Below are 24,332 nucleotides of genomic sequence, written 5' to 3' on the forward strand. Positions count from 1 at the left end.
GGCATTACGATATCTCGGCGGGCGTTCGTGTCACGGACGCTAATTTCTAAGGGGATAGATGAGATGCTCACCACCAATAGTTTTTCAACAGTATCGGCGCAAAGCAGCCGTTTTCGCCCCTCGCCAATCTCACTTCACCGCCTGCGTCCGCGCCGTCAGCTTGTTCCCATCCGGATCCCGCAGATACGCCACAAACGCGCCGTTCGGGCGTTCCGAGGGCGGGGTCTCGATTGCCGTGCCGCCATGCGTGCTGCCGGCGGCATGCCACGCCTGAACATGGTCGCGGCTGGCGGCACTGATGCCGATCGTCCCGCCATTGGCTGCGGTCGCCGGCTTGCCGTCGATCGGTGTGGTGATCATCAGCCGGCCGCCGTCATGGGCATAGATCAGCCGTCCTCGTGCATCCATCTCGCCGGGCCTGCCCCCCAAGGCCGCGAAGGTGGCGTCGTAGAAGCGCCGGGACCGCTCCAGGTCGTTGCTGCCGATCATGATGTGGGTGAACATGCTTTGTCTCCAGTGGGCCGGGGTATTCCAGGTTAAAGACATGGGCCAGCCGGAAAGCCCGGTCAATGCGGAAATTGTTGCCGCGTTCCCGCAGCGAGCGCCGCCTGCGGATTGCCCGCGGCTGGGCTGTCGGGATAGCGGGGCGGCGCAATTTCTCTCGCCAGTCATATTCCTGCGTGCTAATTTATTCCGGCAATCAGATCGGGAGGGGCGTTCGTGCGTTTGCAACTCGTAGCCTGCATTTTGGCTTTGATCCCATTGGATGCTTCTGCCAGATCGCCGTTGGACATAGCCGATCTCGTCGGTGCGCGGGCTCCCGGCGCAGAAAGCGAGATGCAGGCCCGCGGATATGTGGATGTCGGGGGCAACAACACCTGGTGGAATGCTGCCCGAAAGCAGTGCGTCAAGGTGCGCGTCTCTCAGGGACGGTATGCATCCATATCGCAACTCAAGGCTTCCTCCTGCGGCCAGAAGGCGACTGCCGCCAAGAACTGCCCGGCAGACCTGTCTCAAGCTGACCTTTACAAGTATCCGGGCTGCAGCCTGTGAGCCGGTGCGTTGCTCCGGCTGGGCTTATCAGGCAATCAGAGATAGGGGTGCTGATCATCATGGGGACTTTCCCAGGTTCATGACAGCCGCGACGTTGGTCATCTCCGCAGGTTTCGCCGGTGCGGCCGACGTGGCCGTTCGCTTCAAGTGCGGTGCCTGTTTCGCCTAAAGCGCCGAAACCCGGTTCCGCCCCGATCGTTTCGACAGATACAGCCCCTCATCGGCGCGCTTCAATATATCGCTGGCCGAGCGGTCCGGCAGGCCGAATTCGGCCACGCCGCCGCTGATCGTCGATTCGTAGCGCAGGCTTTCCCTGAGAATGGCGGGAACGCGTTCGCGCAGCCGCTCGGCGATCTCCAGCGCGTCGGTCTGGCGGGTGCCGGGCATCACCACCACAAATTCGTCGCCGCCGAAGCGGGCGATCATGTCGTCCTGGCGCAGATGCTGGCGGCAGAGGCGGGCGATCTCGATCAGCGCCGTGTCGCCGGCGTGGTGGCCCATCTCGTCGTTGAGCCTCTTGAAATTGTCGAGGTCGAAGACCAGCACCGATGTCTGGGATTTCTCGCGCTCGAAGACCGTCAGCCGCTGATCCAGCGTCTCGATCAGCTTGCGGCGGTTGTAGAGCCCGGTCAGCGCATCGGTTTCGCTAAGCTGGCGCAGCTGCTGCTGCACCTCGTTCTTGCCGGTGATATTGCTCGCCACCCACACGACGGCATCCTCGCCCTCCACCTGAAAGGGCAGCGCCTGGACGCGGCCCTCGAACCAGATCGAATGGCCGGGGCCATCGCCGGCACCCTTCACATCGGCGCCGCTGAGTTCGTATTCGACGATATGCAGCGCGCCGCTTGCAAGCGCCCGCTCGATCTCGGCGGCAAACCAGCGGGCCTTTTCCTCTTTCAGCACGTCATACATGGTGAGCCCGACAAGGCCGCTGCCATCGTGATAATGCCGGAGATCCTTGCCGCCGAAGATCGCCGCATAGCGGCCGCTGCGGGTGAGAATGAAGGCCGGATCCGGAAGGGAGGACAGGATCGACGTCAATTGCTGCTGCGTAAACACCCTGTCACCTCTCAGATGACGCGCGGGGAGGGCGCCAGTCATCTGCCTGTCAGTCTTTCGTCTGCCCAATCTGGCACAGCCGCATTGCATTTTTCTAAATGGGGGCCTGCGAGAGCTGACCGGGCATTTGTTGTCAGCCGTCCGCCTCATCCGCCTTCGGCGATGCGCTGAACAGGTTCTTCAGCGCGTTGGTCTTTGTCTTCTGCACCCTGCTCATCTTCAGCGCCCGGTTGGCGGCCTTGGCCTGTTCCAGCATCATCTCGATCTGGATCTGCTGGATCTCGGTCAGCCGCTCCCATTGCCGGTTCAGGAGGTGATCGACCTTTTCGTGCAGGTGGCGGATTTCGAGCTCCGCCTTGAGGTTGACCTTGTAGTCGTTGAGCGCCCGCAGCCGGTCCTTCGATTCCTGGCGGCGCTGGCTCATCATGATGATCGGCGCCTGCAGCGCGGCGATGGTCGAGAGGATGAGGTTGAGGAGAATGAAGGGATAGGCGTCGAAGGCCCGCTGCTCGCCCATCAGGAAGTTGATGCCCATCCACACGGCAAGGAAGAAGCAAAAGGAGATGATGAAGGTCCAGCTGCCGCCGAAGGTGGCAACGACATCGGCGACGCGATCGCCGATCGAGCGGCGCTCCTCGTAATCCTCTTCGATGTTTTCGGCCAGCGTGTCGTGGCTGCGCAGGCTTTCCACCACCTCGTCCTCGAGATTGGAAAGCTCGCCGCGTTCGTCGCGCAGGAGCTCGGCGATATACTGGCCGCGATAATCGTCCACGACCTTGCGGTTGATATAGTCGTCCGAGCGCAGCCCCGGATGCTTCTGCCGCATGAAATCGGCGAGCGACGGGCGCAGGTCGTCGAAGTGGATGGCATCCTTCTTCTTCAGAGCAGCACCGGTGATCGCATCGACCAGTCGCACGGACTTCGCCTTGGCCTGCGCCAGGCTGTCGCTGTAATCCTTCATCTCGACGGTGGCGGCCTCGCCATGTCCGGCATCGAAATCCACGATCCCGCCTGCGAAATCCAGGGGCTTTTCTTCTGCCATCCGACGATCCTCTGTGCCGATTTCCTGCGCCTCTAAACATTAAATCGAACAGGATTGTGACATCGTTCTGCGATCCCGGCGAGGCCATTTGCCGCTATAGGCTCGGGCTGATAACCGGGACTGGCCATGCGCGATTAACGGCATCAAAAGCTTTTTGCCGTATCGGAACGTCATGATCTCGAGTGGACTTCGAAACATATTTTCGGTGGCCGCTCTGCTCCTGGTAATGCTGCTGCCTGCTGGCGCCGCATCGGCCGGCGAAGCGGAGTCCTTGGGGATTCGCAGTTCCTGCCAGGCCTACGCGACGCTCTCGGAAGACGTGGCCGCCATTGTCAGGAACGAGGCACGCTGGTCCTGCGGCGCCAAGGAATACTCCCTCGATGCCGAGCGTGTGCTGCTGCGCTTCGACATTGCCCCCGGCGAGACACTCCCCCGCTATTTCCTCTCCAGGCGCAGCGCGCTCGAGGCCGTGCATCTGCTCGCTATCAACAGCGATGGCGCGATCAGGGAAAACACCATTCCCGCCGCCGCCCTGCAGAGCTCGATGGCCGGTGGCTATTTCAAGGCGCCCCTGCCGGAGCTGACCGGCGAGACCAGGCAGGTCGTCGCCGTCATCGACCTGCCGAGCCACAAGATGACGCTGGAGCGCGCCTATCTCGCCCCGGCGGATGGTGCCGGCGGCGTCAGTGACATGCGCTTCGCGCTGATCCTCGCCGGGCTTGCCGGCATGCTTGTCATGCCGCTGATCTTCAACGCCGCCTTCTACCGGGCGCTGCGCGAAACCTTCGTTCTCTGGCACACGGCGCTGACATTCTCGCTGCTGGCGACCATTCTCGTCACATCCGGCCTGTCGGTCCTGCTGTTCGATCCGCCGGCAATGACGCTGAGCTGGATGACGACGGTGATCTTCGGCATGACGGTCGCATCCGGCGCGATGTTCACCCACAGCTTCGTCGAGCCCGGCCGGATGCATCCGTGGCTGCGCTGCGCGCTGCCCTGGTGCGCCGCCTGGGCGATCGTCCTCAGCGTCTTTCACGCGGCCTTCCCCTTCGTCGCCCGCCCCATTCAGTCGAGCGCCTACACGGCCGCTTTTGCCCCCGTCCTTGCTCTCTTCATGCTGTCGATGATCGATGCCTGGCGCCGCGGCAGCCGCGCCGCCCGCTACCAGGCGATCGGCTACCTGCCGATGGTTGTGGTCGGCCTGATCCGCCTGGTGACCGGCATCGTTCCCTGGCTGCCGAGCACCGACGCGACACTGCTCTTCTATGCCGGCTGCGTCTGTGAGGTCGTCTTCACCACACTAGGTGTGGCCGAGCGCTTCGTCACCATGAAGCGCGAGCGCGATCGCGCCCGCAACGAAGCCGAATTGCTGGAGCGTCTCTCCGAAACTGACGCCCTGACGGGCCTGCTGAACCGAAGGGCGATCGAACTGCGTTTCGAGCAGCTTCGCGCCGAGGGCTTCACGACGCTCGCGATCATCGACCTCGATCATTTCAAGGCGATCAACGACGTCAACGGCCACAGCACCGGCGACGAGGTGCTCAAAGCCGTCGCGAACGCACTCCAGCCCGGACCGAGCGTCCGCGCCTACCGCCTCGGCGGCGAGGAATTCGTGCTCCTCTTGCGCGGCGAGGACGCCGGGACCCAGGCCGAACTCCGCCGCCAGGCCATCCCCGCCATCGTCGCCCACACGGTCGCCGGCCTCGAGCGCCCGGTCACCGCCAGCATGGGCATCGCCGGTCTTCTTGCAGAAGAGGATTTCGCGGCCCTCTATGAACGGGCTGACAAGCTGCTCTATGAAGCCAAGAGCGGCGGTAGAAACCGGACGCGGAGTGCGGTGAGGGTGGTTGAGGTGGCGCAGGGTTTCGCGGGTGAGCGGGCGATGAGTGCGTGAGGGGCGGGCTGCGCCTGTCAGGTAGCCCGCCTAACTGTTGCCTTAAACGTAGCCGCTATCGGCCATCGCGTTCACATCATCGGCACAGTAACGATCAGAACGACTGCCAGTCCCGCGAGCAGGACTGATGTTTCGATCATGAAGATGGCGATCTGCCGGCTGGACATTTCAGGAAAAAGGGATTTCATCATTTGCTCCTATTAAAAATATTATTCTAACGGAACCACCGTATCACCAAAGATAATCGAAAAGTTTTTTATTTTCGAATTTGCTAAAATTTTCTTAATGGCTGGTCGCGGCCCGGGTTGCCCGGGGCCGCTCTCCAGCTTGTGAGGGCGTCACAGCGCCCGCGGGATCACCAGGGCAGCACGCCATTGTGGTTGAAGTAACCCGCCGTCGGTCCGTCTTCGCCAAGCGTCGCCAGCTTCACCGCCACTTCGGCTGCCTCTTCCACCGTCCGATAGCCGCTATTGCCGTTCATCTCGGTCGCCGTATAGCCGGGGTCGGCGGCGTTGACCTTGACGCCGAAGGGTTCGGCGGCCTTGGCCAGCGAGACGGTGGCGGCGTTCAGGGCTGATTTCGAGCTGTTGTAGCCGAGCGCGTTGACGGCGTAGAACTCGTTGTCGGGGTCGAGCAGCGACTGGATCGAGCCGAGCTCGCTGCTCATCATCACGATCCGCCCCGCACCCGACGCCTTCAGCAGCGGCAGGAAGGCCTGTGTCACACGGATCGGCCCGAAGACGTTCACCTCGTAGACGTTCTTGGTGATGCCGATCGGCTCCTCGAGCGGCGAGATGCCAAAGCCGTCGGCGATCCCGGCATTGTTGACGAGGGCATCGAGCGTGCCGGTCTGTCCGGCAAGCGCCTTTGCGGCGGCCGTCACGCTGCTATCATCGGTAACGTCGAGCTCGAGCCAGTGCGCGTCGAACCCTTCAGCTTTCAGCCTGGCGGCGGCTGCTTCGCCGCGGCTCTGGTCGCGGGCACCCAGCCAGACGCGATAGCCTTCCGATGCCAGCCGCCGGGCGATTTCGAAGCCGATGCCCTTGTTGGCGCCGGTAACAACTGCAGTCTTGATCCTGGTCATGTCTCACTCCGTTTGTGGAGCCTTAGACATCGTGCCGATCGCGATCGCAGCGTGAGCCGCAAAATCCCGGCTTCTTGCCTAATCCTCCTGACCTGCTGCTCGCAAAGCGCCGCTCTCTTGTCTTGCGTTCGGCGGCCATGCCACCATATGTCCATGATGGAAGCGATGGATGAATTGCGCGATCGGGCGCTGAGACATGCGCAGGGGCAGCGCACGCAAACCGCTGTCCCGCGGGTGACGATCACCAAGGATGCGGCGCTGACGGGCATGACACCCGGCATCTATGAGCCGATGCTCTGCCTCGTCCTGCAGGGCGCGAAATGTGCGCTGATCGGCGACAGGCGGCTGCATTACGACCGTGCCAGCTATTTCGTCGCCAGCATCGAGGTTCCCGGCGCCTGCCAGATCGTCGAGGCGCGCCCCGATACACCCTATCTCGCCGTCGCCCTGACGCTCGATATCCCTGTCGTCGCCGAAATCATCATGGACATGCCGGGTCTGCCGCCGATGGCCGATGGCCCGGGTTTCGGCATCAGCCCTGTCACGCCAGAGCTCGCCGATGCCTGGCTGCGGCTGATCAAGCTGCTCGACACGCCCTCGGATATCACGATCATGGCGCCGATGCTGGAGCGCGAGATCATCTACCGCGTGCTGCTCGGCCCGCATGGACCGATGCTGCGCCAGCTGGCCCGCAGCGACAGCCGTCTCGGCCAGATCCGCCGCGCCATAAGCCATATCCGCGACAATTTCGATCAGCCCATCACCATCGAAACGCTCGCCTGCATCGCCGGCATGAGCCCGTCGGTGTTCCACAAGCACTTCAAGGATGTGACGGCGATGAGCCCGATCCAGTATCAGAAGAAGCTGCGGCTGCACGAGGCCCGCCGCCGGCTGCTGGCCGACCCCGGCGATACGGCACGCGTGGCCTTTTCGGTGGGCTATGAAAGCGCCACCCAGTTCAGCCGCGAATATGCCCGCCAATTCGGCGCTCCGCCCGCCCGCGATGCCGGGAGGCTCAGGGAGCGCGGGACGCATCTGCGCCAATTGATCGACGGTTAAAGAAGCGCAGCGAGCGCTACGATTTTGGTTCTGACGTCCGGTACCGATCGAGCTTCTGCAGAATGAAATCCTCTATCTTCCGCAGCTCGGCGAGCTTGCCCCTGACGATATCGAGGCGTTCTTCGAGAAAACTCGCGGTCTCCGCGGCGGTGACTTCGCGCTCCCCGTAAGTGTCGAGGATCGGCCCGATTTCCTTCAGCGAAAGGCCAAGCTGCTGCGCCTGGCGAACGTGCTCGATCCTCTTGATGGCACTCGCGTCATAGTCCCGGTAGACGCGGCTTCCCGCGCGCCGCTCGGTCGAGCGGATCAGGCCGATCTCTTCATAGTGCCGGATCCCGTCCTTCGACATGCCGGAGATGCGGGCGAGTTCGCCGATGAGCATTTTTTAAACCGCTTGACTGTGGGGTTTCCCGATAGATTACGAAGGAAGCAGTTTCGTTTCAACCGATAAGTCCGAGGTTCAGAATGCCCGCATCGCAAAAGCCCGTCGCCCTCGTCACCGGGGCCTCATCCGGCATGGGAAAGGATTTCGCCATGCGCCTGCTGGCGGAAGGCTATGTGGTCTATGCGGCGGCGCGCCGCCTGGAGCGCATGCAGGATATCGTCGCCAGGGGCGGTCTGGCGATTGCCATGGACGTCACCGATGATGCCTCGATGCTATCAGGTGTCGAGCAGATCATCAGCGAGCAGGGACGCATCGACGTCCTCGTCAATTGCGCCGGCTACGGCCAGTATGGCGCCATCGAGGACGTGCCGATCGATCTCGCCCGCCGGCAGATGGAGGTCAACCTCTTCGGGCTTGCCCGGCTGACCCAGCTCTGCCTGCCGCATATGCGCGCCCGCAAGTTCGGCCGCATCGTCAATATTTCTTCGATCGGCGGCAAGCTCACCACCCCGCTCGGCGGCTGGTATCATGCATCGAAATTCGCGCTTGAAGGCTGGTCCGACGTGCTGCGCAACGAGGTGCGCGGCTTCGGCATCGACGTCATCGTCATCCAGCCGGGTGGCATCGAAACCGAATGGAGTGATATCGCCACTGGCGAGGCATCCCGCATCTCAGGGTCCGGTCCCTATGGAAAGCTCGTCCAGGCCTTCGTTCGCGGTCAGTCGAGAATGCGCAAGGCGCCGCCGCCATCGGTCATCACCGCGCTGCTCAGCAAGGCGGTCGGCGCAGCCCGGCCCCGCACACGCTATGCCGGCGGCATGCTGGCCAAGCCGTTGCTGTTCCTGCGCCGCTGGCTGCCGGACCGTATGTTCGATCGCTTGATCATGTCGGCCTTCCGCTAACCGGCGGCCGCTTTGCCCTCAGGCCGCCGCGCGAACGCGTGCCTCTTCGCGGATGCGATTGACCATCGAGCGCAACCCGTTGGAGCGCTGCGCCGAAAGGTTTTCGACGAGGCCGATCTTGGCGAAAGTCTCGAAGGCATCGAGTGCTGCGATCTCGGAGGCGGTCTTGCCGGAATAGGTGGCAAGCACGATCGCCACCAGGCCGCGGACGATATGGGCGTCGGAATCGCCTTCGAAGGTCATCACCGGATTGTCGGGGTTGCCATCGGTATGCGTGACCAGCCACACCTGGCTGGCGCAGCCCATCACCTTGTTGGCGGATGTCTTCTTCTCGTCCGCAAGATCGGGCAGCGCCTTGCCGAGCTCGATCACATAGCGGTAGCGGTCTTCCCAGTCGTCGAGGAAGGAGAAGTCGTCGATGATTTCGTCAAGCGATGCCATGGGAGCGGGGCCTTTCAGTGATGCCCTGCATATAGGGGAAGTGCAGCTCTTTTTGAACCGTTAAAAAAGAAAACGCCGTGAAGGATGGGCATCCTCACGGCGTACAGCAAACTGCTGAAATAAACAGGGCAGGCACGTCAGGCACGGCGGGAATTCCCTGAGGGGGAAGGCCGGTGCAAGCTTTGGGGCGGGAGGCGTCCCGCGGAATTTCAGGAGACCGGGCGCGGTTTCGGCGTCGGGATGACGGACGGAACGGTTCCGGTGACGACGGTGTCGGAGGCGCTGGCATCATCGACCGGCGGGCGGTAAGGCATCGGCTGGTTCAGCGCGGCGGTCTTCTCTTCCTTTGCGGAAGGAGCGAGCGCTGCAACCGGGGTGAGGTTGGCAAGCGGTGCGGCGACGGCGCCTGCTGCTTCGGCGATCTTGGCGGACGGCTTGTCCTTCTCGTCGCCGGAAAGCTGGCTGTCGATCAGCTGGTAGGCGACACGGGCGCCTTCGCGGGCTCTGTAGCCGAGCGCGGTCAGCGTCTCGCCGCCCTTGCTGCAAACTTCCGGCTTCTCGCCGCACATGCCGGTTATATAGTCATAGGCGCCGCTGACGGCGGTGAAGGCGTCGGAAAATTGAACCTGGGGGTCGTTGGCGAGGCGCGTCGAGCTTTCCGAGCTGAAAAGCGGCAGCAGCACCAGCACAAGTCCGAACCAGAAGCTTCCTTTGATCAGTAGTCTCATTGTCGTTGCCCATCCTGTTTTCCCGTCCGGTCTTGTTGCCGAATCAGGGTCCGTTTCCGGTGTGCTTTCACCCTAGCGCGGAAGTGCGAATGCCACTTTTCGAAACTCCGCGGCATTTGCGGCAAATTTAATTCGAATTTTAAATAAAGGCCGACGTACCGTATTTCAGTCAAATTGTAGCCATCGGCATTAAGCATGGCACGGCCTACCGCCTGTAATTGCAGGGATTCTCAACGATGGCCTTGCCGCAAAAGTTAACACAAAGCTGAAATGCCAGCGAATTCCATCGCTTACCCCCTGTTAACCACGAAAACCAAAGGCCCGTCGCAATGGCTCAAAACGGGACTTTTGCCGCTTTCTGGCTGTGGAGGCGGGTTTTGCCTTATCCTTTCTTTAAGCGCCCAGGGCCTATTGTCCGGGTCTGTTAAAGAGCCTTTTCGGGCGGGTATTGCGTGCGAGTATTGAGTGACATCGGCAACCGGGCGGCAGCCCTCGTGGACCGGGCAGCGGCAAGCTGGCTTTCCCGCACGGGGAGCGGCGAGGCCGTTGCCGAACGCGAGCTTGCCATTCTCCGCCGCCTCGTCTTCCTGTCGTCGGGCGCGCTGATTGCAGCCCCGGCCGGCCTCTCCTTTATAACCAGCCCCGCCGTGGCGCTGCCCGCAGGTGTGGCGACCGTCTGCGCCGCCTTCCTGTTCTCGGCTGTCGGCAGCATCGCGCTGTCGCGCCAGACGCAGGTGGCAACCACCGTCATCCCGGAGACAGCCGAAGACTTCTTCCTGCAGAACAGTGCGGGCCTGATCCTGTTCCTCGATTCGCAGGGCAACGTCACCTCGGCCGGTGGCCGCGACATCAGTGAGTATCTTGCCTGGATGCGCGAGCCCAAGGGCCGCGGCTTCATCGAGCAGGTGCATGTCTCCGACCGCATTCTTTTCCTACAGGCGCTCGATCAGCTGCGCCAGGGCGATGATGCCGTCAGCGTCGATCTGAGGCTGGACCGCCCGGGCGTCTCGCGCGATCTGCGCCAGTTCGCCTATCTCCGGATGGATATGACCGCGCGGCGCGACGGCGAGGGCGCGCTTGCCGCTGTCGTCGCCCAGCTTCGCGACGTCTCGGTCGAACAGCAGCTGCGCCTGGATGCCCAGACCCGTGCTGCCGATGCCGAATCGGCCAACGATGCCAAGTCGCGCTTCCTGGCTGCCGTCAGCCACGAGCTGCGCACCCCGCTGAACGCCATTCTCGGCTTCTCCGACATTCTGCTCGGCGAATATTTCGGCAAGTTCGAAAACGATCGCCAGCGCGAGTATGTCGGCCTGGTGCGCGATTCCGGCGCCCATCTTCTGTCGGTGGTCAACACCATGCTCGACATGAGCAAGATCGAAGCCGGGCGCTACGAGCTGATGCTCGAGCCCTTCGATATCGGCGCTTCGATCAAGTCGTGCGAGGCGATGCTGACGCTGCAGGCAAAGACCAAGGGTGTGTCGCTGACCAGCCGCATCCAGCGCGATCTCGATGAGGTCGTGGCCGACCAACGCGCCATCCAGCAGATCCTGATCAATCTCGTCGGCAATGCCGTGAAGTTCACCGAGCAGGGCGGTGCTGTCACCGTAGACGCCTCGGTGCGCGCAGGCGTGCTACAGCTCAGCGTCAGCGACACCGGCATCGGCATTCCCGCCGACCGGCTGGCGACGCTCGGCCAGCCCTTCGTGCAGATCCAGAACGATTATACCCGTCAATATGAAGGCACCGGCCTCGGCCTGTCGCTGGTCAAGGGGCTCGTGGCGCTGCATGGCGGCCACTTCGCCATCGCCAGCGCGCCGGGCGAGGGCACCATCATCACCATATCGATCGCGGCGGATGGTTCCGGCGCCCCGGCCGCGGATGCGGCGCGGGATGCGGCCGTCGAATTTCCGCCACGCCTGAAGACGACTGCGGCATCCGTTGCCGGATTGGAAGAGGGGCTGTTCGATGGCCGCGCGCAAGCGAAAATCGCCTAAGGGGAAGAGGGGCCGGCAGCAGCCGGGCCTGCTTCTGACGGGGGCAGCCGCCTTGGGCGGCGTCGGCATGACGGGCGCATCGATGCTCGGCGGCGTCGTTGCGCGCAATCCGTCGATCGCCGGCGGAACCGCCGCCTTCGTCGTCATCTTCTCCTTCGTTGCCGCCAATGCGCTCTGGTATCAGCCGGGCACGCATCCGCATCCGTTCTTCCGCACCCGTGATCTCTCCTCGCCATTTTCCATCGGCCGCCCCTCGGTCGAGGAGCCGCATCCAAACGACGTCACGACTTTCAAGATCGAGCGGCCGGGCGATGAGGGTGCGACCACCAATGTGCTGCCTCCGGCCGCAACCGGTGGCCAGCAGCCGGTACAGCTGGTCATGGATATCCAGCAGCAACTGATCCGCCGCGGCCTCTACAATGGCACTGCCGACGGCGTCATCGGCCCGCGCACCAGCGCTGCCATCCTGTTCTTCGAAGAGACCGTCGGCATGCCGCAGAACGGCGAGGCGACGCCGGAGGTTCTGGCGGCACTGCAGACCGATTCGGCAGGCCCCTCCACGGTGCCCACAGAGAAGCCGCGCGCGGATGTCAGCTCCGCCGCATCCGCCGAGGACCCGGTAGCAGCGGCTATCCGCAGCGCCGAGAAACAGGTGAAGACGGTGCCCGCGGCCCCCAAGCAGGTGACGCCTGGCGAACTCTCCAGCGTCGATCTGGTCTTGAAGATCCAGAAGGGCCTCGCCAACATGGCCTATGCCAATGTCGGCGTCGACGGCGTTGCCGGCGAACAGACCCGCGCTGCCATCCGCCACTTCCAGAAGCACTACAACCTGCCGGAAGATGGCGAGCCCAACGCGGCGGTGCTGAAGAAGCTGAAGGAAATCGGCGCGATTTAGCGTCGAGTCGAAATTCCTCTTTTGATTGCATTAAAGGCGTTCAAACACGCTTTTCGGGACGCTGGGCGCGCGGACTGGTACGTATGCGTTCCGCAAATAATGACAGATTGTCGCAGACTATGCCCGCAAAACTACTGGCGGGTGAGGGCGAAAGGCGATTTAAGTCGCTGTAAACATAGGAAAACAGGTAGAAGTCTAGCTCACGTCTAGTGTTTCATCGGTCGCTGTATTAGCAACGAATTTATAATGCTCACAAAAATATGATACAAATACTCGGCTCGCTTGGTGCTATTCATCAAGTGCGACCGGGGGGCCAGTCAGGAGCAACGGACTGTGATTAAATTGTCACTTTCTCGCATCTGAAAGATACCAGTCGGATGGTATCTTTCTCTCGTCGCCACGCCGCGGGCATCCCCGCGCCCTCCTTGAACGGGACGGCGCCTTCCCCCGCCAGGATCAAACAAATGTTGCGCGAACCTTCCTACGGCGGGATGGGCGAACTGGACGGCTCCGACCGCGCCATGTATCGCTCCACCGCCTCTATCAATGATCTCGAAAATCCGCGGCTGTATAAAGCCCTCCATGATCATTTCGCGGCGGTGTATCCCGTCACGTCCAAAACCGGCGCATCCGAGTTCCATCTCGGCGGCGGCCAGACCTTCCGTCTCCATCGCGGCGTAAACGATCTCAATTTCGAGATCACCTATTCGGAAATTTCCCGTTTTGCGGCGATCACCCGTTCGCTCAACTCCAGAACGAAGAAATACGCGAAAGACGGCCTGCAGTGGAGCACATCGCGCGTCGCCTCTCCCAAGCAGCTGCTCGCGCTGCCGCGTCCGCTCGACGAACCGCGTTCGCCGGAAGACGTGCTCATGTCGATCTTCCATCTCGATCTCAACGATTCGGCGGAGACCGAACGGCGAATCACCACCTGCATCGCCGCGCTCTATCCGTCCGGTCCGCGCCTCGGCGGCGGTCAGCAGGGCAATGATGCGCAGATGACGATGTCCAACCTTGCCGACTGGCTGTCCTTCCAGGACGTACGCCAGGTGCTGCAGGTCGATGACGCCGATCATGCCGCGACCATGCTCGTCTCGATGATGTTCGGCGGCTTTGCCTCGCGCATGAGCGCGGGTGAGGGCTTGCCCGACAGGGCTTCTCTCACAGGCTATCTGAAGAGCTGCATCCAGCTTTTCGTCCGTGGCTGCCGCCGTCACGACGCCTGATGATCTTCCAAACCGGCCGCCGCAGGCGCGGCCGGTTGAGCGTTGCTCCGCCACGGGATCGCCATTCTCCGGCCCGATTTCCTTCATCCGAGCGTCTGCTCTAGCGCCTTGCTTTTATTAATTATTTCTTAACGTGCCAGCCTGGTTATGCACAGCAGAACCGCCCCGGACCGCCAAAATGTGGTAAAAATGCCACGAGAAAAACTTCCGGGATAATTTTGGTACGAATACGTTTATTAAATAATTGACGACTCCGGGGCCTCCTGTTCATATCCAGCCCGTGACCGAAGCAAACGTTCGGAAACGCATGGCGGACTGAAATTTCAGGGGACCGCATCCATCGCGCTAAGCAAGAGCCAACCTTGGGGTTGGCCTCTGGAACGGAGACAGAAAATGAACATCAAGAGCCTCCTTCTCGGCTCCGCTGCTGCACTCGCAGTAGTATCCGGTGCACAGGCTGCCGACGCTATCGTCGCCGCCGAACCGGAAGCAGTAGAATACGTCAAGGTTTGCGACGCCTACGGCACCGGCTACTTCTACATCCCGGGCACGGAAACCTGCCTCAAGATCGCTGGTTATGTCCGTTTCGACGCCGGCTTCGGCTTCGGCGACGCATACGACAACAACGGCGGCCAGGATTGGGGTGATCACACCCGCGCTGAACTCTCGTTCGACACCAAGAGCGACACCGAATACGGCACTCTGACGGGCCGTATCGCCCTCCAGGCCAACGCCAACGGCGCAACGATCCCGGCTGGTGGCCTGACCGGCGGTGCGGCCACGACGCTCGGCAGTGAAGGCAACAGCACCATCATCGACGAGGCCTACCTGGAGCTCGGCGGCTTCCGCGCTGGTAAGTTCGCAAGCTGGTGGGACAACGACTTCACCGGTGAATCCGACAAGATGTCGAACAACACCAACTTCAATGCTGTTCGTTACACCTACGACGCTGGCGACTTCTACGCTGGTGTTGCTCTTGAAGAGCTCGGTGGCATTTCCGGCCGCGACGCCTATGCCGATTTTGGTCTGGCTCCGACGGTTTCGCAGCTTGACAACAACAGCCTCGGCATCGACGCCTCGGTTGGCGGCAAGTTCGGTGCGTTCACCTGGCAGGTTTACGGTGGCTACAGCCAGCGTGAAGAAGAAGGCGCAGTCACCGCCCGTATGTCGGCTGACATCGGCCCCGGCACCCTCGAAGGCGCTGTCGTCTGGTCTTCTGGTCTGAACTCCGAAACCTTCACCAACAACTACGACCAGACGGGTGAATGGACCTTCGTTGCTGAATACCAGATCAAGGCAACCGACAAGCTGACGATCACGCCGGAAGTCCAGTACACCTCCAACATCGTTCCGGATGTTGACGGCAACTGGGATACCGGCCACATGTGGCGCGCTGGTGCAACCATGGACTACAAGATCGTCGATAACCTCTCGACCCGCGTTTCCGCGACCTACGTCAACGAAGACTACGGTAATGCAGGTGGTTCGGCTGATTGGGTTGAAGGCTTCTTCCGCCTGCAGCGCGACTTCTAATCACACGCTATAAGCCGATTAAGATTGACCTCCAAATCGGTTTCGAAAGGAGAGCCCGGGTTCCCACCGGGCTCTTCTCGTTTTTATGTGATGGGTATTGACTAAAGTGACGCGCCTGAGCGCCGCCGTTAAGGCCGAAGTCCGTTGGCGAAGATCTTCAGGCTGGAGCGCAGGTAGGCCTTGGTGCGCTTGGCGCGGACATCGGGATCGGCGCCGCCGCGGTCGATGCTGAGGCTGCCGAAGACGATACCGATCAGCATCGTGGCCGCCGCATCCGCGTCGATGGCAATGATTAGCCCCTTGTCGGTCAACAGGCGCAGCCAGCTGGCAAGCTCGGCCCGGGCCATGTCGAAATCGAGCCGCAGCTGCGGCACGTATTCGGTGGCTTCCCAGGCGACTTCGATCAGGAAATACTGGCGCATGTTCGCCGGGCTCGGCGCTTCGTTTTCATCGACGAAGAACACGCGGCCGAAAAGCTCGTCGAGAGCGATCCCGTCCGTGGCTTCGGGGAAGTAGAAAACAGAGCCTATCTTCGCCTTGATGGCAGCGGAAAGAAGATCGCCCTTGGCTTCGTAGAAGTCGTAGAATGTCCGCTTGGAAATGCCGCATTTCGCCGCGATGATGTCGACGGTTGTATTGGCATAGCCGAGCTCGATAAACACATCGGTCCCTGCCTCTATTATGTCGGCCTGCCGCTGGTCTAGATCGATGCTCTTCGGCCGCCCGCGAGGCCGCTTCTGCTTTTCGTCGGTGTTCGAGCTCACATTTCCCCTGCGCGCACGTGATATTTTCATCCCTGCGGCACTGATACATGAAGAGCTGCGGCGGGTACAGCGACTTCAATGTCGCGATTATGTTACAGGCTGTTGACAGGCTGCGGGAAAATCGCAGCATCGAAAATCGTTGCACGCCAAAGGCCGGATGCTAAGCTTGCTGCAGGGAAAACAAGGGAGCAACGCATGATTGTCTCCTCGCCGGGGACAGCATGGAAAGCCCGTACAGACGCCGCAAGCAGCCTGAGCTCGTCAGGCGCAATCTGCTCGACGAAGCGCGCAAGCTTGCCGTCGAGGAAGGCCTCGCCTCCGTCACGATGCAGGCCGTTTCCGAAGCCGCCGGCGTCACCAAGGGCGGCTGCATTCACCACTTCCCAAGCAAGAAGGACCTGATCGAAGCCGTCTTCGACGAGCTGCTGCAGGCGATCGACGAGGATATCGAGGCGCGTATCGCCCGCGACCCCGAACCTTACGGCTCCTTCACCCGCGCCTATATCAACTCGGTCTTCGACAAGAACGAGCGGACGAATGGCGGCCACTGGGCGCCGCTGACGATTTCGGCGCTGACCGACCCCCATCTGCGCACCCTGGTGGCTGATTGGGCCAATGCCCGAGCCGAACGCCACAGCGTCACCGATGGCGACATGCATCTGCGCATCGCCCGCTTTGCCGCCGATGGCATCTGGCTCACCAATCTCTACCACGTCGATATTGCCGATGCCGAAAAGATTAAGGCGGATCTCCTGGCCGCGACCGAAAGGCCGCGGGTTTCCCTGGCAAGGGCCTAGAGCCGGCGGGGCAGCTCTGGCGCCGGCGCCGCCATCCGCCTATAGAACGTCCATGAGACTTCGCACCGACATTTTCGTTTCCGCGCTGCTGCGCCGCGTCTTCGCCATGGGGGATTTCGCCGCCGTGGAGAAGAAGGGCGCCGAGGAAGCCGGTGCGGTCTTCATCCGCCAGCATTTCCGTGATGGGCTGGAAACGCTTTTCGGCCCGGCGCCGCAAAGCTTTTTCGATGAGGAGGACAGCGGCGACCGGCTCTTCGAGATCCGCATGGAGCGGCAGGAGCCGGAGATGGTCAGGGAGTTGCTGGAGCGCGAACGCAAGTTCGATCCGGATCTCTGGATCGTTGAGCTCGAGACCGGTGATGCGGCAGCGCTTCTGACGCTGGCCGCAGAGAGGAAGAAAAGCCCGTTCTAGCGGCGGCCGACCGTCTTCAGCTCGCGGACAGGCGACACTTTGCGCTCCGCAACCGCCGGCTCCGCCTGACCCTCGCGTTCCGGCATGTAGGTATAGCTGTCGGCACGGCGCCACGCCTCGACCCGTTCGTGGCATTCCTCCGCATCGAGCGCATCCAGCACCATCCAGGCGCGGGTGACGCTGTGCTGTGGCTCGGCCAGATGCGGATAAAGCTTTTCCAGCACGAAGACGGCATCGAGAAAGCCCATGCCCAGGCTCATAAGCGTCGTTGCGAGCTGCTGGCCGGAGAGATCGAGCATGATGCGCTCGGCAAGCCAGCGGCTGGCAGACAGCGTATCGGCAAGCGTGCTGGCAAAATGGCTGGCCTCGCGGGAGCGGGCGAAGCGCACGAGCAGCGCTTCCTGGATATCGGAAATCGTCCTGAGACCGAGCCGGTCGTCGTCCTTGCGGCCGAGATGGCTGGCAAGCCCGCGGATCTTCTGGCGCATCGCCTCTTCGTTGGCGAGGCGCTCGGCAAAATCGGGATCGACAGCAGGCTCTTCGATAACAGGAACAGCGGCAGCGATCGGAGCGGCTGTCTCTGTGGCCGGCAATTCGGCGGGTGCGGGGCGGGCGGTCGCCTGCCGCAGCGCCACCAGCGCATCGATCACCTTCGGCGAAAGATTGTCACGGCTGACGATGGCACGGATATGGGCGGTGCCCTGCGTGCGGGCGATCATGATCAGCGTATCGTCGCTGATCGCCTGCGAGGCGGTGAGAAAGGGTGCTGCGACCGATATGGGCTGATTGCCGATGAACAGGGCAACTGCCTGCGGGATTACGATGCATTGCGACAGGGCGGCAACGGCCTGGCGCCGGGCTTCCTCGGAGGAGGCCTGGAAGAGGGGCGTGAAGAGTTCTGCAAACTGCCGCAGCTCGGATCGCGTCGGATGCGCCAATCCCTCGAAGCTGCTGACAGTCGCCATCAATACCACGTCCTTCTTTCGAATGGCCATCGGCCCTTCTAGGTCTCTAAACCGGTCACGCACAAGAATACCCCGGAAACGCCGATACTGAGGGATCGAATGCGCCGGTTGGACGGAGACCGGACCCATACGAATATGAATAAATCCTACATCGGCAGGGTTAATGCTTGCTGAAGATTTTAATCAAATGCCACACAATAATACACGTAGGGCGTGCGCCGGGATAGGTAGCCGGACAAACGAAAAGCGCCCCGCTGATACGAGGCGCCGAGCGTTGTCCGGACTGCTCCGGAAGTGTTTTGGAACGTTAAAGTCCCTTGTGGGAGCGCAAGGCCATCAACAGCTTTTCGCCGTTATCATGACCCGACTGATAGAGGTCGAGCGCTGCCGAAGCGGCAAAATGTGCTTCGGGACTTTTGATGTCGAGACGCTTCTCCGAGCACCACGCGTCGAGTGCGCCGCGCAGCACGTCCAGATCTTCGGGAGAGAATGTCGCATTCACGAATAAAGACATGAATTGCCCTCCGTGTCCTGCGGCAAGAGCGTATATTGTCTCTCAAGCGGTCATCGCCGTTAAACCTTTGACCGATGGACGGACCATACGCCCATTCAGGGCGACTGCAATTAATATTTTCATGACGTAAATCGGCAACACATCCTTATGACGTAAAGGTGATCGGCGCGCTTTTCGTAAGATGCTGAATTTATGCGTCTTTCCTAATTAAATCTGACTTATTGCCATGTGAAACTAAAAGCCAGCTCGCCGCGTTTATTGAACGGCCTTACAACAAGGCTTCGCAGTGCTGAAATATTAGGAAACTGTTAACTATCCTATGTCTCAATTCGGACAGGAACAGCGCGGTTCGAAGGTTCGGCCGTCAAGATTCCACATCACGGATATCCGCAAAGGTGCCGTGAGAAAGGCGCGAATGCCCGGAGATGCCGGCAACGGTGTTGAAGGACGCGCTGGCCCGCGCAGGCGGGCAGGGTGAAATCCGCTTAGCTTCATCCGTCTCGGGCAGTGCATGGAGACGAGAATGGCCACCATAGTCGCATTGGCTGACCGGCGCTCGCAACAGCCGCGCCGCAAGGACCAGGAGCCCGTCGAGGCTCAGATATTACTGTTCACCGGGGTCCGCTACGAGCGGCTCACCGACGCGCCGAAGCCCCGTCCGGTGCCACGCGCGCCGCGTGTGAAGAGCAAGTAGGGATATCAATTGCCGCTGGCGTAGGTTTCGCAGCCTGCCTCGGTCAGAAAGTTCTTTGCCGCGTCGTCGAAGCTTGCCTGAGGGGCAAGCGTGCGCAGCACCGCGTAACCCTCGCTATGGGTCATCTCCACCAGGATGGTCTGCTGCAAATCGGCAGGCAAAGCCTTGCGCAGCTCCGTCAGCTTGATCGGGCTTGCCGCCAGCACATCCAGCGCCCCGCCCACCGACGTCCTGTCATTCATGCTGAACACTTCGTTCGAGGCGCCGTCATAAACGGCGATCGACCAGAAGGGCACGCTGCCCTTGGCGGTGAAGCGCACCGGGCCGTCCTCCAGATCGAAGGAGCAGACGGCGGTGCGCACGAAGGGATCGCTGTTCGACAGCCCGGCATCGTCATAGGTCGATGACAGCAGATAGAAATTGTTCGGATCGCCTTCGGCGATTACCCGCGTCTCGGCATCCTTGCCGGTGAAATGCGGCAGCGCCAGGATGATGACCAGATGCAGCAGGGCGGCGCCGAACAGGCCGGTGATGATGGCAAAGACGATCCTAAGCATTGCCGCACCCGGTCTTCTCGAGCTTCGGCATGGCGAGATCGATAACCCCGGAGCTTCCGGCCGTCGGCGTATCGAACAGCGTCAGCACCAGCCGGAAGGTGCCGGCTGCCGGCAGCGCCAGCCAGTTGCCGGGCCGGGCATTGGCGGAAACGTCGATGACGAAGCTGCTGTCGGTCTGGCGCAGCACCGTCCAGGAATTCAGCGCGCCCGGCAGGCCGGGGCGAACCGAGGCGGGGTTTCCGCTATTGTCTGATGTATAGAGCGTCCAGAGGCGCGCTGCCGGCGTCTGCCCGCTGATCCGGTAGCTGCATCCGGCATTCAGCCGGTCGCCGTGATCATCGACACCAGCCGTGAATGTCAGCCCCTCGGCGCTGCCATAAAGCAGCTTCCCGGCGCGCGCCCGGTGCGATTTCGCGTAAGGATCGGCATCGGCCGTCTGCAGCTCCGGAAACGCTTCCCAGGCCCCAAGCTTGATGGCGCCGAACCCCTGCGTCACATCCAGCGCATACCGCGAAACCATGATCCCGCCGCCGAAAGCGACGATCAGCGTAATCGCGATAAATAGCGGGAATCGAAACACTGCCGGCCCTTGAGATCAAATCAAGTGAAAGGGTTAGCATTGATTCTGGCGGGGTGGAATGGTGGAGGAACAAGAACTAGGCTGTAACGTGTTGCGTTATATAACGCAGAACGTTATGGTCTTGATATGATCAGAAGCTTCGCTGACGCCGAAACCGAGAAGATTTGGAGCGGTCAGCGAAGCCGGAAGCTACCGGCTGACATCCAGCTAGTGGCGTTGCGGAAGCTCCGTCTTCTCAATAGCGCCAGGGCAATCGAGGATCTTCGCATTCCGCCTGGAAATCGGCTGGAGGCGTTGAAAGGCGACCGGCGCGGCCAGTATTCCATTCGTATCAACGACCAGTGGCGGGTCTGCTTCCGCTGGCAGGAAGGAGCGTTACACGATGTCGAAATCGTCGATTACCATGGATGAAGCGGAATTTCTCCCCAACCCGCATCCGGGCGTGATCCTGCTTGAGGACTTCCTGAAGCCGATGGCGCTGAGCCAGAACGCATTGGCGCGCGCTATCCATGTACCGCCCCGGCGGATCAATGAGATCGTGCTTGGGAAGCGGGATGTGACCGCCGATACCGACCTGCGGCTCGCACGATATTTCGGTCTTTCGGAAGGTTTCTTCCTCGGCTTGCAGACTGATTACGATTTGATGGAGCGGCGGCGGGAGATCGGGGATGCACTGTCTGCGATCATGCCGCATGCGGCTTGAGGCCCAACCCACTTTGCAGCGAAGAAGATGAGACGAGTTGTGCTTGCGGCCCCCTCATCCGACCCTTCGGGCCACCTTCTCCCCGCAGGGGAGAAGGGAATGCCGTGGTTGCCTCTCGCGCCAACTTCCCCTCTCCCCTCGGGGAGAGGGCAGGGTGAGGGGGCGCCAGGCGCTGTAAGTCCTTTAGTTTCTGCGTAAAAGTGGCAGCTATATCTAGCGCTCCACCTCAATCACTCCACACTCGCCACCTTCTGCGCTTCCAGCGGCGCCGCGTCCTTCAGCTTTTCGCCGAGGTCCTTGAGGATCTTCGTGCTCTCCGCCGAGAGCATGCGCGGGCGCACCAGCTGGGGGATGCCGTCGGCGGGTTTGGCGGCGGCGGTCTTGGCGGCGTCCTTGGGGGAGGGCAGCGGGTTTTCGATGCCGGGGATGGCGCGCAGCACGACGCCCTGGTGGGCGTAGTCCATGGCGCGCTTGAAGGTCATCGCCGGCAGCGAGCCGCCGGTCATGTTGTTGGTCGAGGTATAGTCGTCGTTGCCGAACCAGACGGCGGTCGTGTAATTGCCGGTGAAGCCGACGAACCAGGCGTCGCGATAAGCCTGGGTCGTCCCCGTCTTGCCGGCGGTGACGATGCCGTTGTCGAGCGCCGCCTTGCGGGCGGTGCCGACATAGGGGATGCGGCTCAGCATCTGGTTCATCTCGTCATCGGCCTTTTCGGACAGCACCCGCTTGGCCGGCGGCTCGTCGCGGTCGAAGTCGTAGAGCACGTCGCCGTCGTAATCGAGGATCTGGGTGATGCCGTGGCGCCGCGACTGATAGCCGCCCGCCGGGAAGACTGCATAAGCCGTCGCCTGGTCGAGGACGGTGACTTCGGACGTGCCGATCGGGATCGTCACGTCGTCGCGAACGGGCGATTCCACGCCCATGGCTTTCGCCATGGCGCGGATCGGCTGGATGCCGAGCTTTTCCTTGGCGAGACGCACGGGAATGGTGTTGATCGACTGGGCGATCGCCGTTTCCAGTGTCACGCGCCCGGCGTAGCGGTTTTCGTAATTGTGCGGGCTCCAGTTGCCCCAGGAGATCGGCGCGTCGATGATCGTCGTCTTCGGCGTCATGCCGCTCTCCATGGCCACCGAATAGGTATAGACCTTGAAGGACGAGCCCGGCTGGCGCAGCGCCTTGGTGGCGCGATTGAATTGGCTTTCGCCATAGTCCCGGCCGCCGACCATGGCGCGCACGGCGCCGCCGTTTTCGATCATCACCATCGCGCCCTGCTTGGCGTGATAGCTCTCGCCATATTCGCGCAGCGACGTCTCGACCGAATCCTCGGCCGCCTGCTGGATGCCCATGTCGATGGTGGTGCGGACAACCAGCGAATGCTGGTGGAAGCGCGAGGCGAGCCGCTGCACCTCGTCGAAGGCCCAGTCGAGGAAGAAATCGGGCGCTTCCTGCTCGTTGCGGTCGATGGCGGTGGCCGGATTGCGCCGGGCGGCGATCACCTGTCCCTCGGTCATCAACCCGCTCTGGACGAGATTGGTGAGCACCTCGTTGGCGCGGGCGCGCGCCGCCGGAAGATTGACATGCGGGGCATATTTCGCCGGCGCCTTGAAGAGACCGGCGAGCATGGCGCTTTCGGCGAGGTTCACATCGGTGATGCTCTTGCCGAAATAGAATTGCGAGGCCGCCGCCGCACCGAACGTGCCGCCGCCCATATAGGCGCGGTCGAGATAGGTGGAGAGGATTTCCTTCTTGGAGAGATTGGCCTCCAGCCACAGCGCCAGGAAGGCTTCGGTGATCTTGCGGTCGATCGAGCGCTCGTTGGAGAGAAACAGGTTCTTCGCCAGCTGCTGCGTCAGCGTCGATCCGCCCTGGACGACTTCGCCTGCCTGCGCATTGGTGACCAGCGCCCGGAAAAGGCCGATGACGTCGATGCCGAAATGGTCGAAGAAGCGGCGGTCTTCGGTCGCCAGCACCGATTTGATCAGGCTGTCGGGCAGCTCGTCGATCGGCACCGAGTTCTGGTGGATGACGCCGCGATGGCCGATGACATTGCCGTAGCGGTCGGTGAAGGTGACGGCGAAATCGCCGCGATTGCGCCAGTCTTCCTTGGTCGCCTCGAAGGCGGGCTGGGCCAGCGCCAGCATCAAGACGGCGCCGACGGAGCCGAGCGTCAGGCCTTCGCCACCGAGTTCGAAGACGATGCGCTTCCAGCCGCGAACGCGGAAGCGGCGGAAGAAGATGGTGATGTCTTCCCAGATTTCGGCAGAGCGGAAACCGGCGTTCCAGACCGTTGAATCGATCCAGGAATCGATCTTCAGCAGAAGGTGCCTGCTCTTCTTCGGCTTCTTTTCCGGAGTATCAGGATCCTGCACGTTCTTCACTTCCCGCCCGATCGCGCTTGACGGCTGGCCCCCCAGGCGTCAGAGCAACAGCCTAACTTGGCATTGCGCTCTTCGATAAACGAAGCATGCTGAATGTTTGATTGATTTGCCCGGTGATAACAAGAGACGCAGCCTGCCTCACGCGAATTTGCGGGGACGCTGTTGCAGAAACGAAATGATGGAAGACACACCCTTCTGGAAGCGCAAGGCGCTACCCGAGATGACGAAGGCAGAATGGGAGAGCATCTGCGACGGATGCGGGCTCTGTTGTCTCAACAAGCTCGAGGAGTGGGACTCTGGCGACATCTATTTCACCTCGGTCGCCTGCAAGCTGCTGGATGGCGAGAGCTGTCGGTGCTCAAACTATGAGAAGCGCTGGGATTTCGTGCCTGACTGCGTGCAGCTGACCAAGGAAAACGTCCCTGAGATCGCCTGGCTGCCGCCGACCTGCGGCTACCGGCTGATCAATGAGGGCGAGGACCTCTACTGGTGGCACCCGCTGGTCTCGGGCGACCCCGAAACCGTGCACCAGGCCGGCATTTCCGCCAGGGGGCGGACGATCAGCGAGACGGAGATCGACCCCGAGGCGCTGGAGGATTACGTGGTCGACTGGCCGCTGACGGTGGGTGAGACGGCGAAGGAGCGGCCGGAATAGGCTCCGGCCGCACCGCTT

27 protein-coding genes are annotated in these 24,332 nt (G+C 61.8%); 14 read left to right on the top strand and 13 right to left on the bottom strand.

Annotation, left to right across the window (positions count from 1 at the left end; all coding sequences use genetic code 11):
- Positions 1 to 129: 129 nt before the first annotated feature.
- Positions 130 to 504: a VOC family protein gene (locus J2X43_RS22555; protein WP_310297618.1), complete on the bottom strand. Its 375-nt coding sequence runs from the start codon at positions 502 to 504 to the stop codon at positions 130 to 132.
- 216 nt (positions 505 to 720) lie between these two features.
- Here J2X43_RS22555 and J2X43_RS22560 point away from each other — a divergent pair, with 216 nt between their 5' ends.
- Positions 721 to 1,053 (top strand): hypothetical protein, encoded by a 333-nt coding sequence (locus J2X43_RS22560; protein WP_310297621.1) that lies wholly within the window; start codon positions 721 to 723, stop codon positions 1,051 to 1,053.
- A 165-nt stretch (positions 1,054 to 1,218) separates the two neighbouring features.
- On the opposite strand, the gene J2X43_RS22565 is transcribed toward J2X43_RS22560, so the two are convergent.
- Together J2X43_RS22565 and J2X43_RS22570 are read right to left on the bottom strand one after the other, a co-directional pair.
- Positions 1,219 to 2,154, bottom strand: coding sequence for a diguanylate cyclase (locus J2X43_RS22565; RefSeq protein WP_310297624.1), 936 nt, complete (start codon positions 2,152 to 2,154; stop codon positions 1,219 to 1,221).
- 91 nt (positions 2,155 to 2,245) lie between these two features.
- Positions 2,246 to 3,154 (bottom strand): DUF1003 domain-containing protein, encoded by a 909-nt coding sequence (locus tag J2X43_RS22570; RefSeq protein ID WP_310297626.1) that lies wholly within the window; start codon positions 3,152 to 3,154, stop codon positions 2,246 to 2,248.
- A gap of 205 nt (positions 3,155 to 3,359) precedes the next feature.
- Between J2X43_RS22570 and J2X43_RS22575 the strand changes: the two genes are divergently transcribed.
- Positions 3,360 to 5,048 carry a diguanylate cyclase gene (locus tag J2X43_RS22575; RefSeq protein ID WP_310297629.1) on the top strand — a complete coding sequence of 563 codons (1,689 nt, stop codon included), beginning with the start codon at positions 3,360 to 3,362 and terminating at the stop codon, positions 5,046 to 5,048.
- A gap of 355 nt (positions 5,049 to 5,403) precedes the next feature.
- On the opposite strand, the gene J2X43_RS22580 is transcribed toward J2X43_RS22575, so the two are convergent.
- Positions 5,404 to 6,132 (bottom strand): SDR family oxidoreductase, encoded by a 729-nt coding sequence (locus tag J2X43_RS22580; RefSeq protein ID WP_310297633.1) that lies wholly within the window; start codon positions 6,130 to 6,132, stop codon positions 5,404 to 5,406.
- A 165-nt stretch (positions 6,133 to 6,297) separates the two neighbouring features.
- On the opposite strand from J2X43_RS22580, the gene J2X43_RS22585 reads away from it, so the two are divergent.
- Entirely contained in the window at positions 6,298 to 7,191 is an 894-nt protein-coding gene (locus tag J2X43_RS22585; protein WP_310297636.1) for an AraC family transcriptional regulator, read from the top strand.
- Positions 7,192 to 7,207: 16 nt separating this feature from the next.
- Here J2X43_RS22585 and J2X43_RS22590 read toward each other — a convergent pair whose 3' ends face one another.
- Complete coding sequence (locus tag J2X43_RS22590; RefSeq protein ID WP_310297639.1) at positions 7,208 to 7,573, bottom strand: MerR family transcriptional regulator; 366 nt, start codon at positions 7,571 to 7,573, stop codon at positions 7,208 to 7,210.
- 83 nt (positions 7,574 to 7,656) lie between these two features.
- Here J2X43_RS22590 and J2X43_RS22595 point away from each other — a divergent pair, with 83 nt between their 5' ends.
- Positions 7,657 to 8,478: an oxidoreductase gene (locus J2X43_RS22595; RefSeq protein WP_310297642.1), complete on the top strand. Its 822-nt coding sequence runs from the start codon at positions 7,657 to 7,659 to the stop codon at positions 8,476 to 8,478.
- An 18-nt stretch (positions 8,479 to 8,496) separates the two neighbouring features.
- Here J2X43_RS22595 and J2X43_RS22600 read toward each other — a convergent pair whose 3' ends face one another.
- Together J2X43_RS22600 and J2X43_RS22605 are read right to left on the bottom strand one after the other, a co-directional pair.
- On the bottom strand, positions 8,497 to 8,919 hold the full coding sequence (locus J2X43_RS22600; RefSeq protein ID WP_112390920.1) for a SufE family protein: 423 nt from the start codon (positions 8,917 to 8,919) through the stop codon (positions 8,497 to 8,499).
- Between the two features lie 209 nt (positions 8,920 to 9,128).
- Positions 9,129 to 9,647 carry a DUF5330 domain-containing protein gene (locus J2X43_RS22605; protein ID WP_112540519.1) on the bottom strand — a complete coding sequence of 173 codons (519 nt, stop codon included), beginning with the start codon at positions 9,645 to 9,647 and terminating at the stop codon, positions 9,129 to 9,131.
- Positions 9,648 to 10,099: 452 nt separating this feature from the next.
- Here J2X43_RS22605 and J2X43_RS22610 point away from each other — a divergent pair, with 452 nt between their 5' ends.
- The 4 genes from J2X43_RS22610 to J2X43_RS22625 all read left to right on the top strand — a co-directional run bounded on the left by J2X43_RS22610 (position 10,100) and on the right by J2X43_RS22625 (position 15,295).
- On the top strand, positions 10,100 to 11,641 hold the full coding sequence (locus J2X43_RS22610) for a HAMP domain-containing sensor histidine kinase (RefSeq protein WP_310297649.1): 1,542 nt from the start codon (positions 10,100 to 10,102) through the stop codon (positions 11,639 to 11,641).
- On the top strand, positions 11,613 to 12,536 hold the full coding sequence (locus J2X43_RS22615; RefSeq protein ID WP_310297652.1) for a peptidoglycan-binding domain-containing protein: 924 nt from the start codon (positions 11,613 to 11,615) through the stop codon (positions 12,534 to 12,536). Before J2X43_RS22610 ends, J2X43_RS22615 begins: the two co-directional genes overlap by 29 nt.
- A 464-nt stretch (positions 12,537 to 13,000) precedes the next feature.
- Complete coding sequence (locus J2X43_RS22620) at positions 13,001 to 13,762, top strand: hypothetical protein (RefSeq protein WP_112446029.1); 762 nt, start codon at positions 13,001 to 13,003, stop codon at positions 13,760 to 13,762.
- Between the two features lie 393 nt (positions 13,763 to 14,155).
- Positions 14,156 to 15,295, top strand: coding sequence for a porin (locus tag J2X43_RS22625; RefSeq protein WP_310297657.1), 1,140 nt, complete (start codon positions 14,156 to 14,158; stop codon positions 15,293 to 15,295).
- Between the two features lie 128 nt (positions 15,296 to 15,423).
- On the opposite strand, the gene J2X43_RS22630 is transcribed toward J2X43_RS22625, so the two are convergent.
- Positions 15,424 to 16,059, bottom strand: a complete 636-nt coding sequence (locus J2X43_RS22630; protein WP_162702796.1) for a TetR/AcrR family transcriptional regulator — start codon at positions 16,057 to 16,059, stop codon at positions 15,424 to 15,426.
- Between the two features lie 221 nt (positions 16,060 to 16,280).
- On the opposite strand from J2X43_RS22630, the gene J2X43_RS22635 reads away from it, so the two are divergent.
- Entirely contained in the window at positions 16,281 to 16,856 is a 576-nt protein-coding gene (locus J2X43_RS22635; protein WP_310297660.1) for a TetR/AcrR family transcriptional regulator, read from the top strand.
- A gap of 52 nt (positions 16,857 to 16,908) precedes the next feature.
- A complete protein-coding gene (locus J2X43_RS22640) occupies positions 16,909 to 17,268 on the top strand; it encodes a DUF1491 family protein (protein ID WP_310297663.1) in 360 nt (119 codons plus the stop codon).
- Here the strand turns inward: J2X43_RS22640 and J2X43_RS22645 are convergent.
- Positions 17,265 to 18,296 (bottom strand): DUF2336 domain-containing protein, encoded by a 1,032-nt coding sequence (locus J2X43_RS22645; protein ID WP_310297665.1) that lies wholly within the window; start codon positions 18,294 to 18,296, stop codon positions 17,265 to 17,267. The two genes, J2X43_RS22640 and J2X43_RS22645, sit on opposite strands and share 4 nt — an antisense overlap.
- Before the next feature lie 244 nt (positions 18,297 to 18,540).
- Positions 18,541 to 18,747, bottom strand: coding sequence for a hypothetical protein (locus J2X43_RS22650; protein WP_112390911.1), 207 nt, complete (start codon positions 18,745 to 18,747; stop codon positions 18,541 to 18,543).
- A 523-nt stretch (positions 18,748 to 19,270) separates the two neighbouring features.
- Between J2X43_RS22650 and J2X43_RS22655 the strand changes: the two genes are divergently transcribed.
- Positions 19,271 to 19,441, top strand: coding sequence for a hypothetical protein (locus tag J2X43_RS22655; RefSeq protein ID WP_310297669.1), 171 nt, complete (start codon positions 19,271 to 19,273; stop codon positions 19,439 to 19,441).
- A gap of 5 nt (positions 19,442 to 19,446) precedes the next feature.
- Here J2X43_RS22655 and J2X43_RS22660 read toward each other — a convergent pair whose 3' ends face one another.
- Positions 19,447 to 19,998, bottom strand: a complete 552-nt coding sequence (locus tag J2X43_RS22660; RefSeq protein ID WP_112517193.1) for a DUF1254 domain-containing protein — start codon at positions 19,996 to 19,998, stop codon at positions 19,447 to 19,449.
- Positions 19,991 to 20,578, bottom strand: a complete 588-nt coding sequence (locus J2X43_RS22665) for a DUF1214 domain-containing protein (protein WP_310297672.1) — start codon at positions 20,576 to 20,578, stop codon at positions 19,991 to 19,993. The genes J2X43_RS22660 and J2X43_RS22665 overlap by 8 nt, the downstream gene beginning before the upstream one ends.
- A 126-nt stretch (positions 20,579 to 20,704) precedes the next feature.
- Here J2X43_RS22665 and J2X43_RS22670 point away from each other — a divergent pair, with 126 nt between their 5' ends.
- Both J2X43_RS22670 and J2X43_RS22675 read left to right on the top strand, forming a co-directional pair.
- On the top strand, positions 20,705 to 20,989 hold the full coding sequence (locus J2X43_RS22670) for a type II toxin-antitoxin system RelE/ParE family toxin (RefSeq protein ID WP_310297675.1): 285 nt from the start codon (positions 20,705 to 20,707) through the stop codon (positions 20,987 to 20,989).
- Positions 20,961 to 21,281: a HigA family addiction module antitoxin gene (locus J2X43_RS22675; protein ID WP_310297678.1), complete on the top strand. Its 321-nt coding sequence runs from the start codon at positions 20,961 to 20,963 to the stop codon at positions 21,279 to 21,281. The genes J2X43_RS22670 and J2X43_RS22675 overlap by 29 nt, the downstream gene beginning before the upstream one ends.
- A gap of 230 nt (positions 21,282 to 21,511) precedes the next feature.
- Here J2X43_RS22675 and J2X43_RS22680 read toward each other — a convergent pair whose 3' ends face one another.
- Positions 21,512 to 23,650, bottom strand: a complete 2,139-nt coding sequence (locus tag J2X43_RS22680) for a PBP1A family penicillin-binding protein (RefSeq protein WP_310297681.1) — start codon at positions 23,648 to 23,650, stop codon at positions 21,512 to 21,514.
- Positions 23,651 to 23,837: 187 nt separating this feature from the next.
- Here J2X43_RS22680 and J2X43_RS22685 point away from each other — a divergent pair, with 187 nt between their 5' ends.
- The gene (locus J2X43_RS22685) at positions 23,838 to 24,314 is read left to right on the top strand and encodes a YcgN family cysteine cluster protein (protein ID WP_310297683.1); all 477 of its coding nucleotides are present in this window, start codon (positions 23,838 to 23,840) and stop codon (positions 24,312 to 24,314) included.
- Positions 24,315 to 24,332: the final 18 nt, after the last annotated feature.

It is taken from the genome of Rhizobium sp. BE258 (assembly GCF_031457345.1).
GTDB lineage: Bacteria > Pseudomonadota > Alphaproteobacteria > Rhizobiales > Rhizobiaceae > Rhizobium.

Excerpts from the sequence above, each read along its gene's own strand:
- J2X43_RS22555 (WP_310297618.1), bottom strand. The coding sequence starts at position 504 with ATGTTCACCCACATCATGATCGGCAGCAACGACCTGGAGCGGTCCCGG.
- J2X43_RS22565 (WP_310297624.1), bottom strand. The coding sequence starts at position 2,154 with ATGACTGGCGCCCTCCCCGCGCGTCATCTGAGAGGTGACAGGGTGTTT.
- J2X43_RS22570 (WP_310297626.1), bottom strand. The coding sequence starts at position 3,154 with ATGGCAGAAGAAAAGCCCCTGGATTTCGCAGGCGGGATCGTGGATTTC.
- J2X43_RS22580 (WP_310297633.1), bottom strand. The coding sequence starts at position 6,132 with ATGACCAGGATCAAGACTGCAGTTGTTACCGGCGCCAACAAGGGCATC.
- J2X43_RS22585 (WP_310297636.1), top strand. The coding sequence starts at position 6,298 with ATGGATGAATTGCGCGATCGGGCGCTGAGACATGCGCAGGGGCAGCGC.
- J2X43_RS22590 (WP_310297639.1), bottom strand. The coding sequence starts at position 7,573 with ATGCTCATCGGCGAACTCGCCCGCATCTCCGGCATGTCGAAGGACGGG.
- J2X43_RS22595 (WP_310297642.1), top strand. The coding sequence starts at position 7,657 with ATGCCCGCATCGCAAAAGCCCGTCGCCCTCGTCACCGGGGCCTCATCC.
- J2X43_RS22600 (WP_112390920.1), bottom strand. The coding sequence starts at position 8,919 with ATGGCATCGCTTGACGAAATCATCGACGACTTCTCCTTCCTCGACGAC.
- J2X43_RS22605 (WP_112540519.1), bottom strand. The coding sequence starts at position 9,647 with ATGAGACTACTGATCAAAGGAAGCTTCTGGTTCGGACTTGTGCTGGTG.
- J2X43_RS22615 (WP_310297652.1), top strand. The coding sequence starts at position 11,613 with ATGGCCGCGCGCAAGCGAAAATCGCCTAAGGGGAAGAGGGGCCGGCAG.
- J2X43_RS22620 (WP_112446029.1), top strand. The coding sequence starts at position 13,001 with ATGTTGCGCGAACCTTCCTACGGCGGGATGGGCGAACTGGACGGCTCC.
- J2X43_RS22625 (WP_310297657.1), top strand. The coding sequence starts at position 14,156 with ATGAACATCAAGAGCCTCCTTCTCGGCTCCGCTGCTGCACTCGCAGTA.
- J2X43_RS22635 (WP_310297660.1), top strand. The coding sequence starts at position 16,281 with ATGGAAAGCCCGTACAGACGCCGCAAGCAGCCTGAGCTCGTCAGGCGC.
- J2X43_RS22640 (WP_310297663.1), top strand. The coding sequence starts at position 16,909 with ATGAGACTTCGCACCGACATTTTCGTTTCCGCGCTGCTGCGCCGCGTC.
- J2X43_RS22650 (WP_112390911.1), bottom strand. The coding sequence starts at position 18,747 with ATGTCTTTATTCGTGAATGCGACATTCTCTCCCGAAGATCTGGACGTG.
- J2X43_RS22655 (WP_310297669.1), top strand. The coding sequence starts at position 19,271 with ATGGCCACCATAGTCGCATTGGCTGACCGGCGCTCGCAACAGCCGCGC.
- J2X43_RS22660 (WP_112517193.1), bottom strand. The coding sequence starts at position 19,998 with ATGCTTAGGATCGTCTTTGCCATCATCACCGGCCTGTTCGGCGCCGCC.
- J2X43_RS22670 (WP_310297675.1), top strand. The coding sequence starts at position 20,705 with ATGATCAGAAGCTTCGCTGACGCCGAAACCGAGAAGATTTGGAGCGGT.
- J2X43_RS22675 (WP_310297678.1), top strand. The coding sequence starts at position 20,961 with ATGTCGAAATCGTCGATTACCATGGATGAAGCGGAATTTCTCCCCAAC.
- J2X43_RS22685 (WP_310297683.1), top strand. The coding sequence starts at position 23,838 with ATGGAAGACACACCCTTCTGGAAGCGCAAGGCGCTACCCGAGATGACG.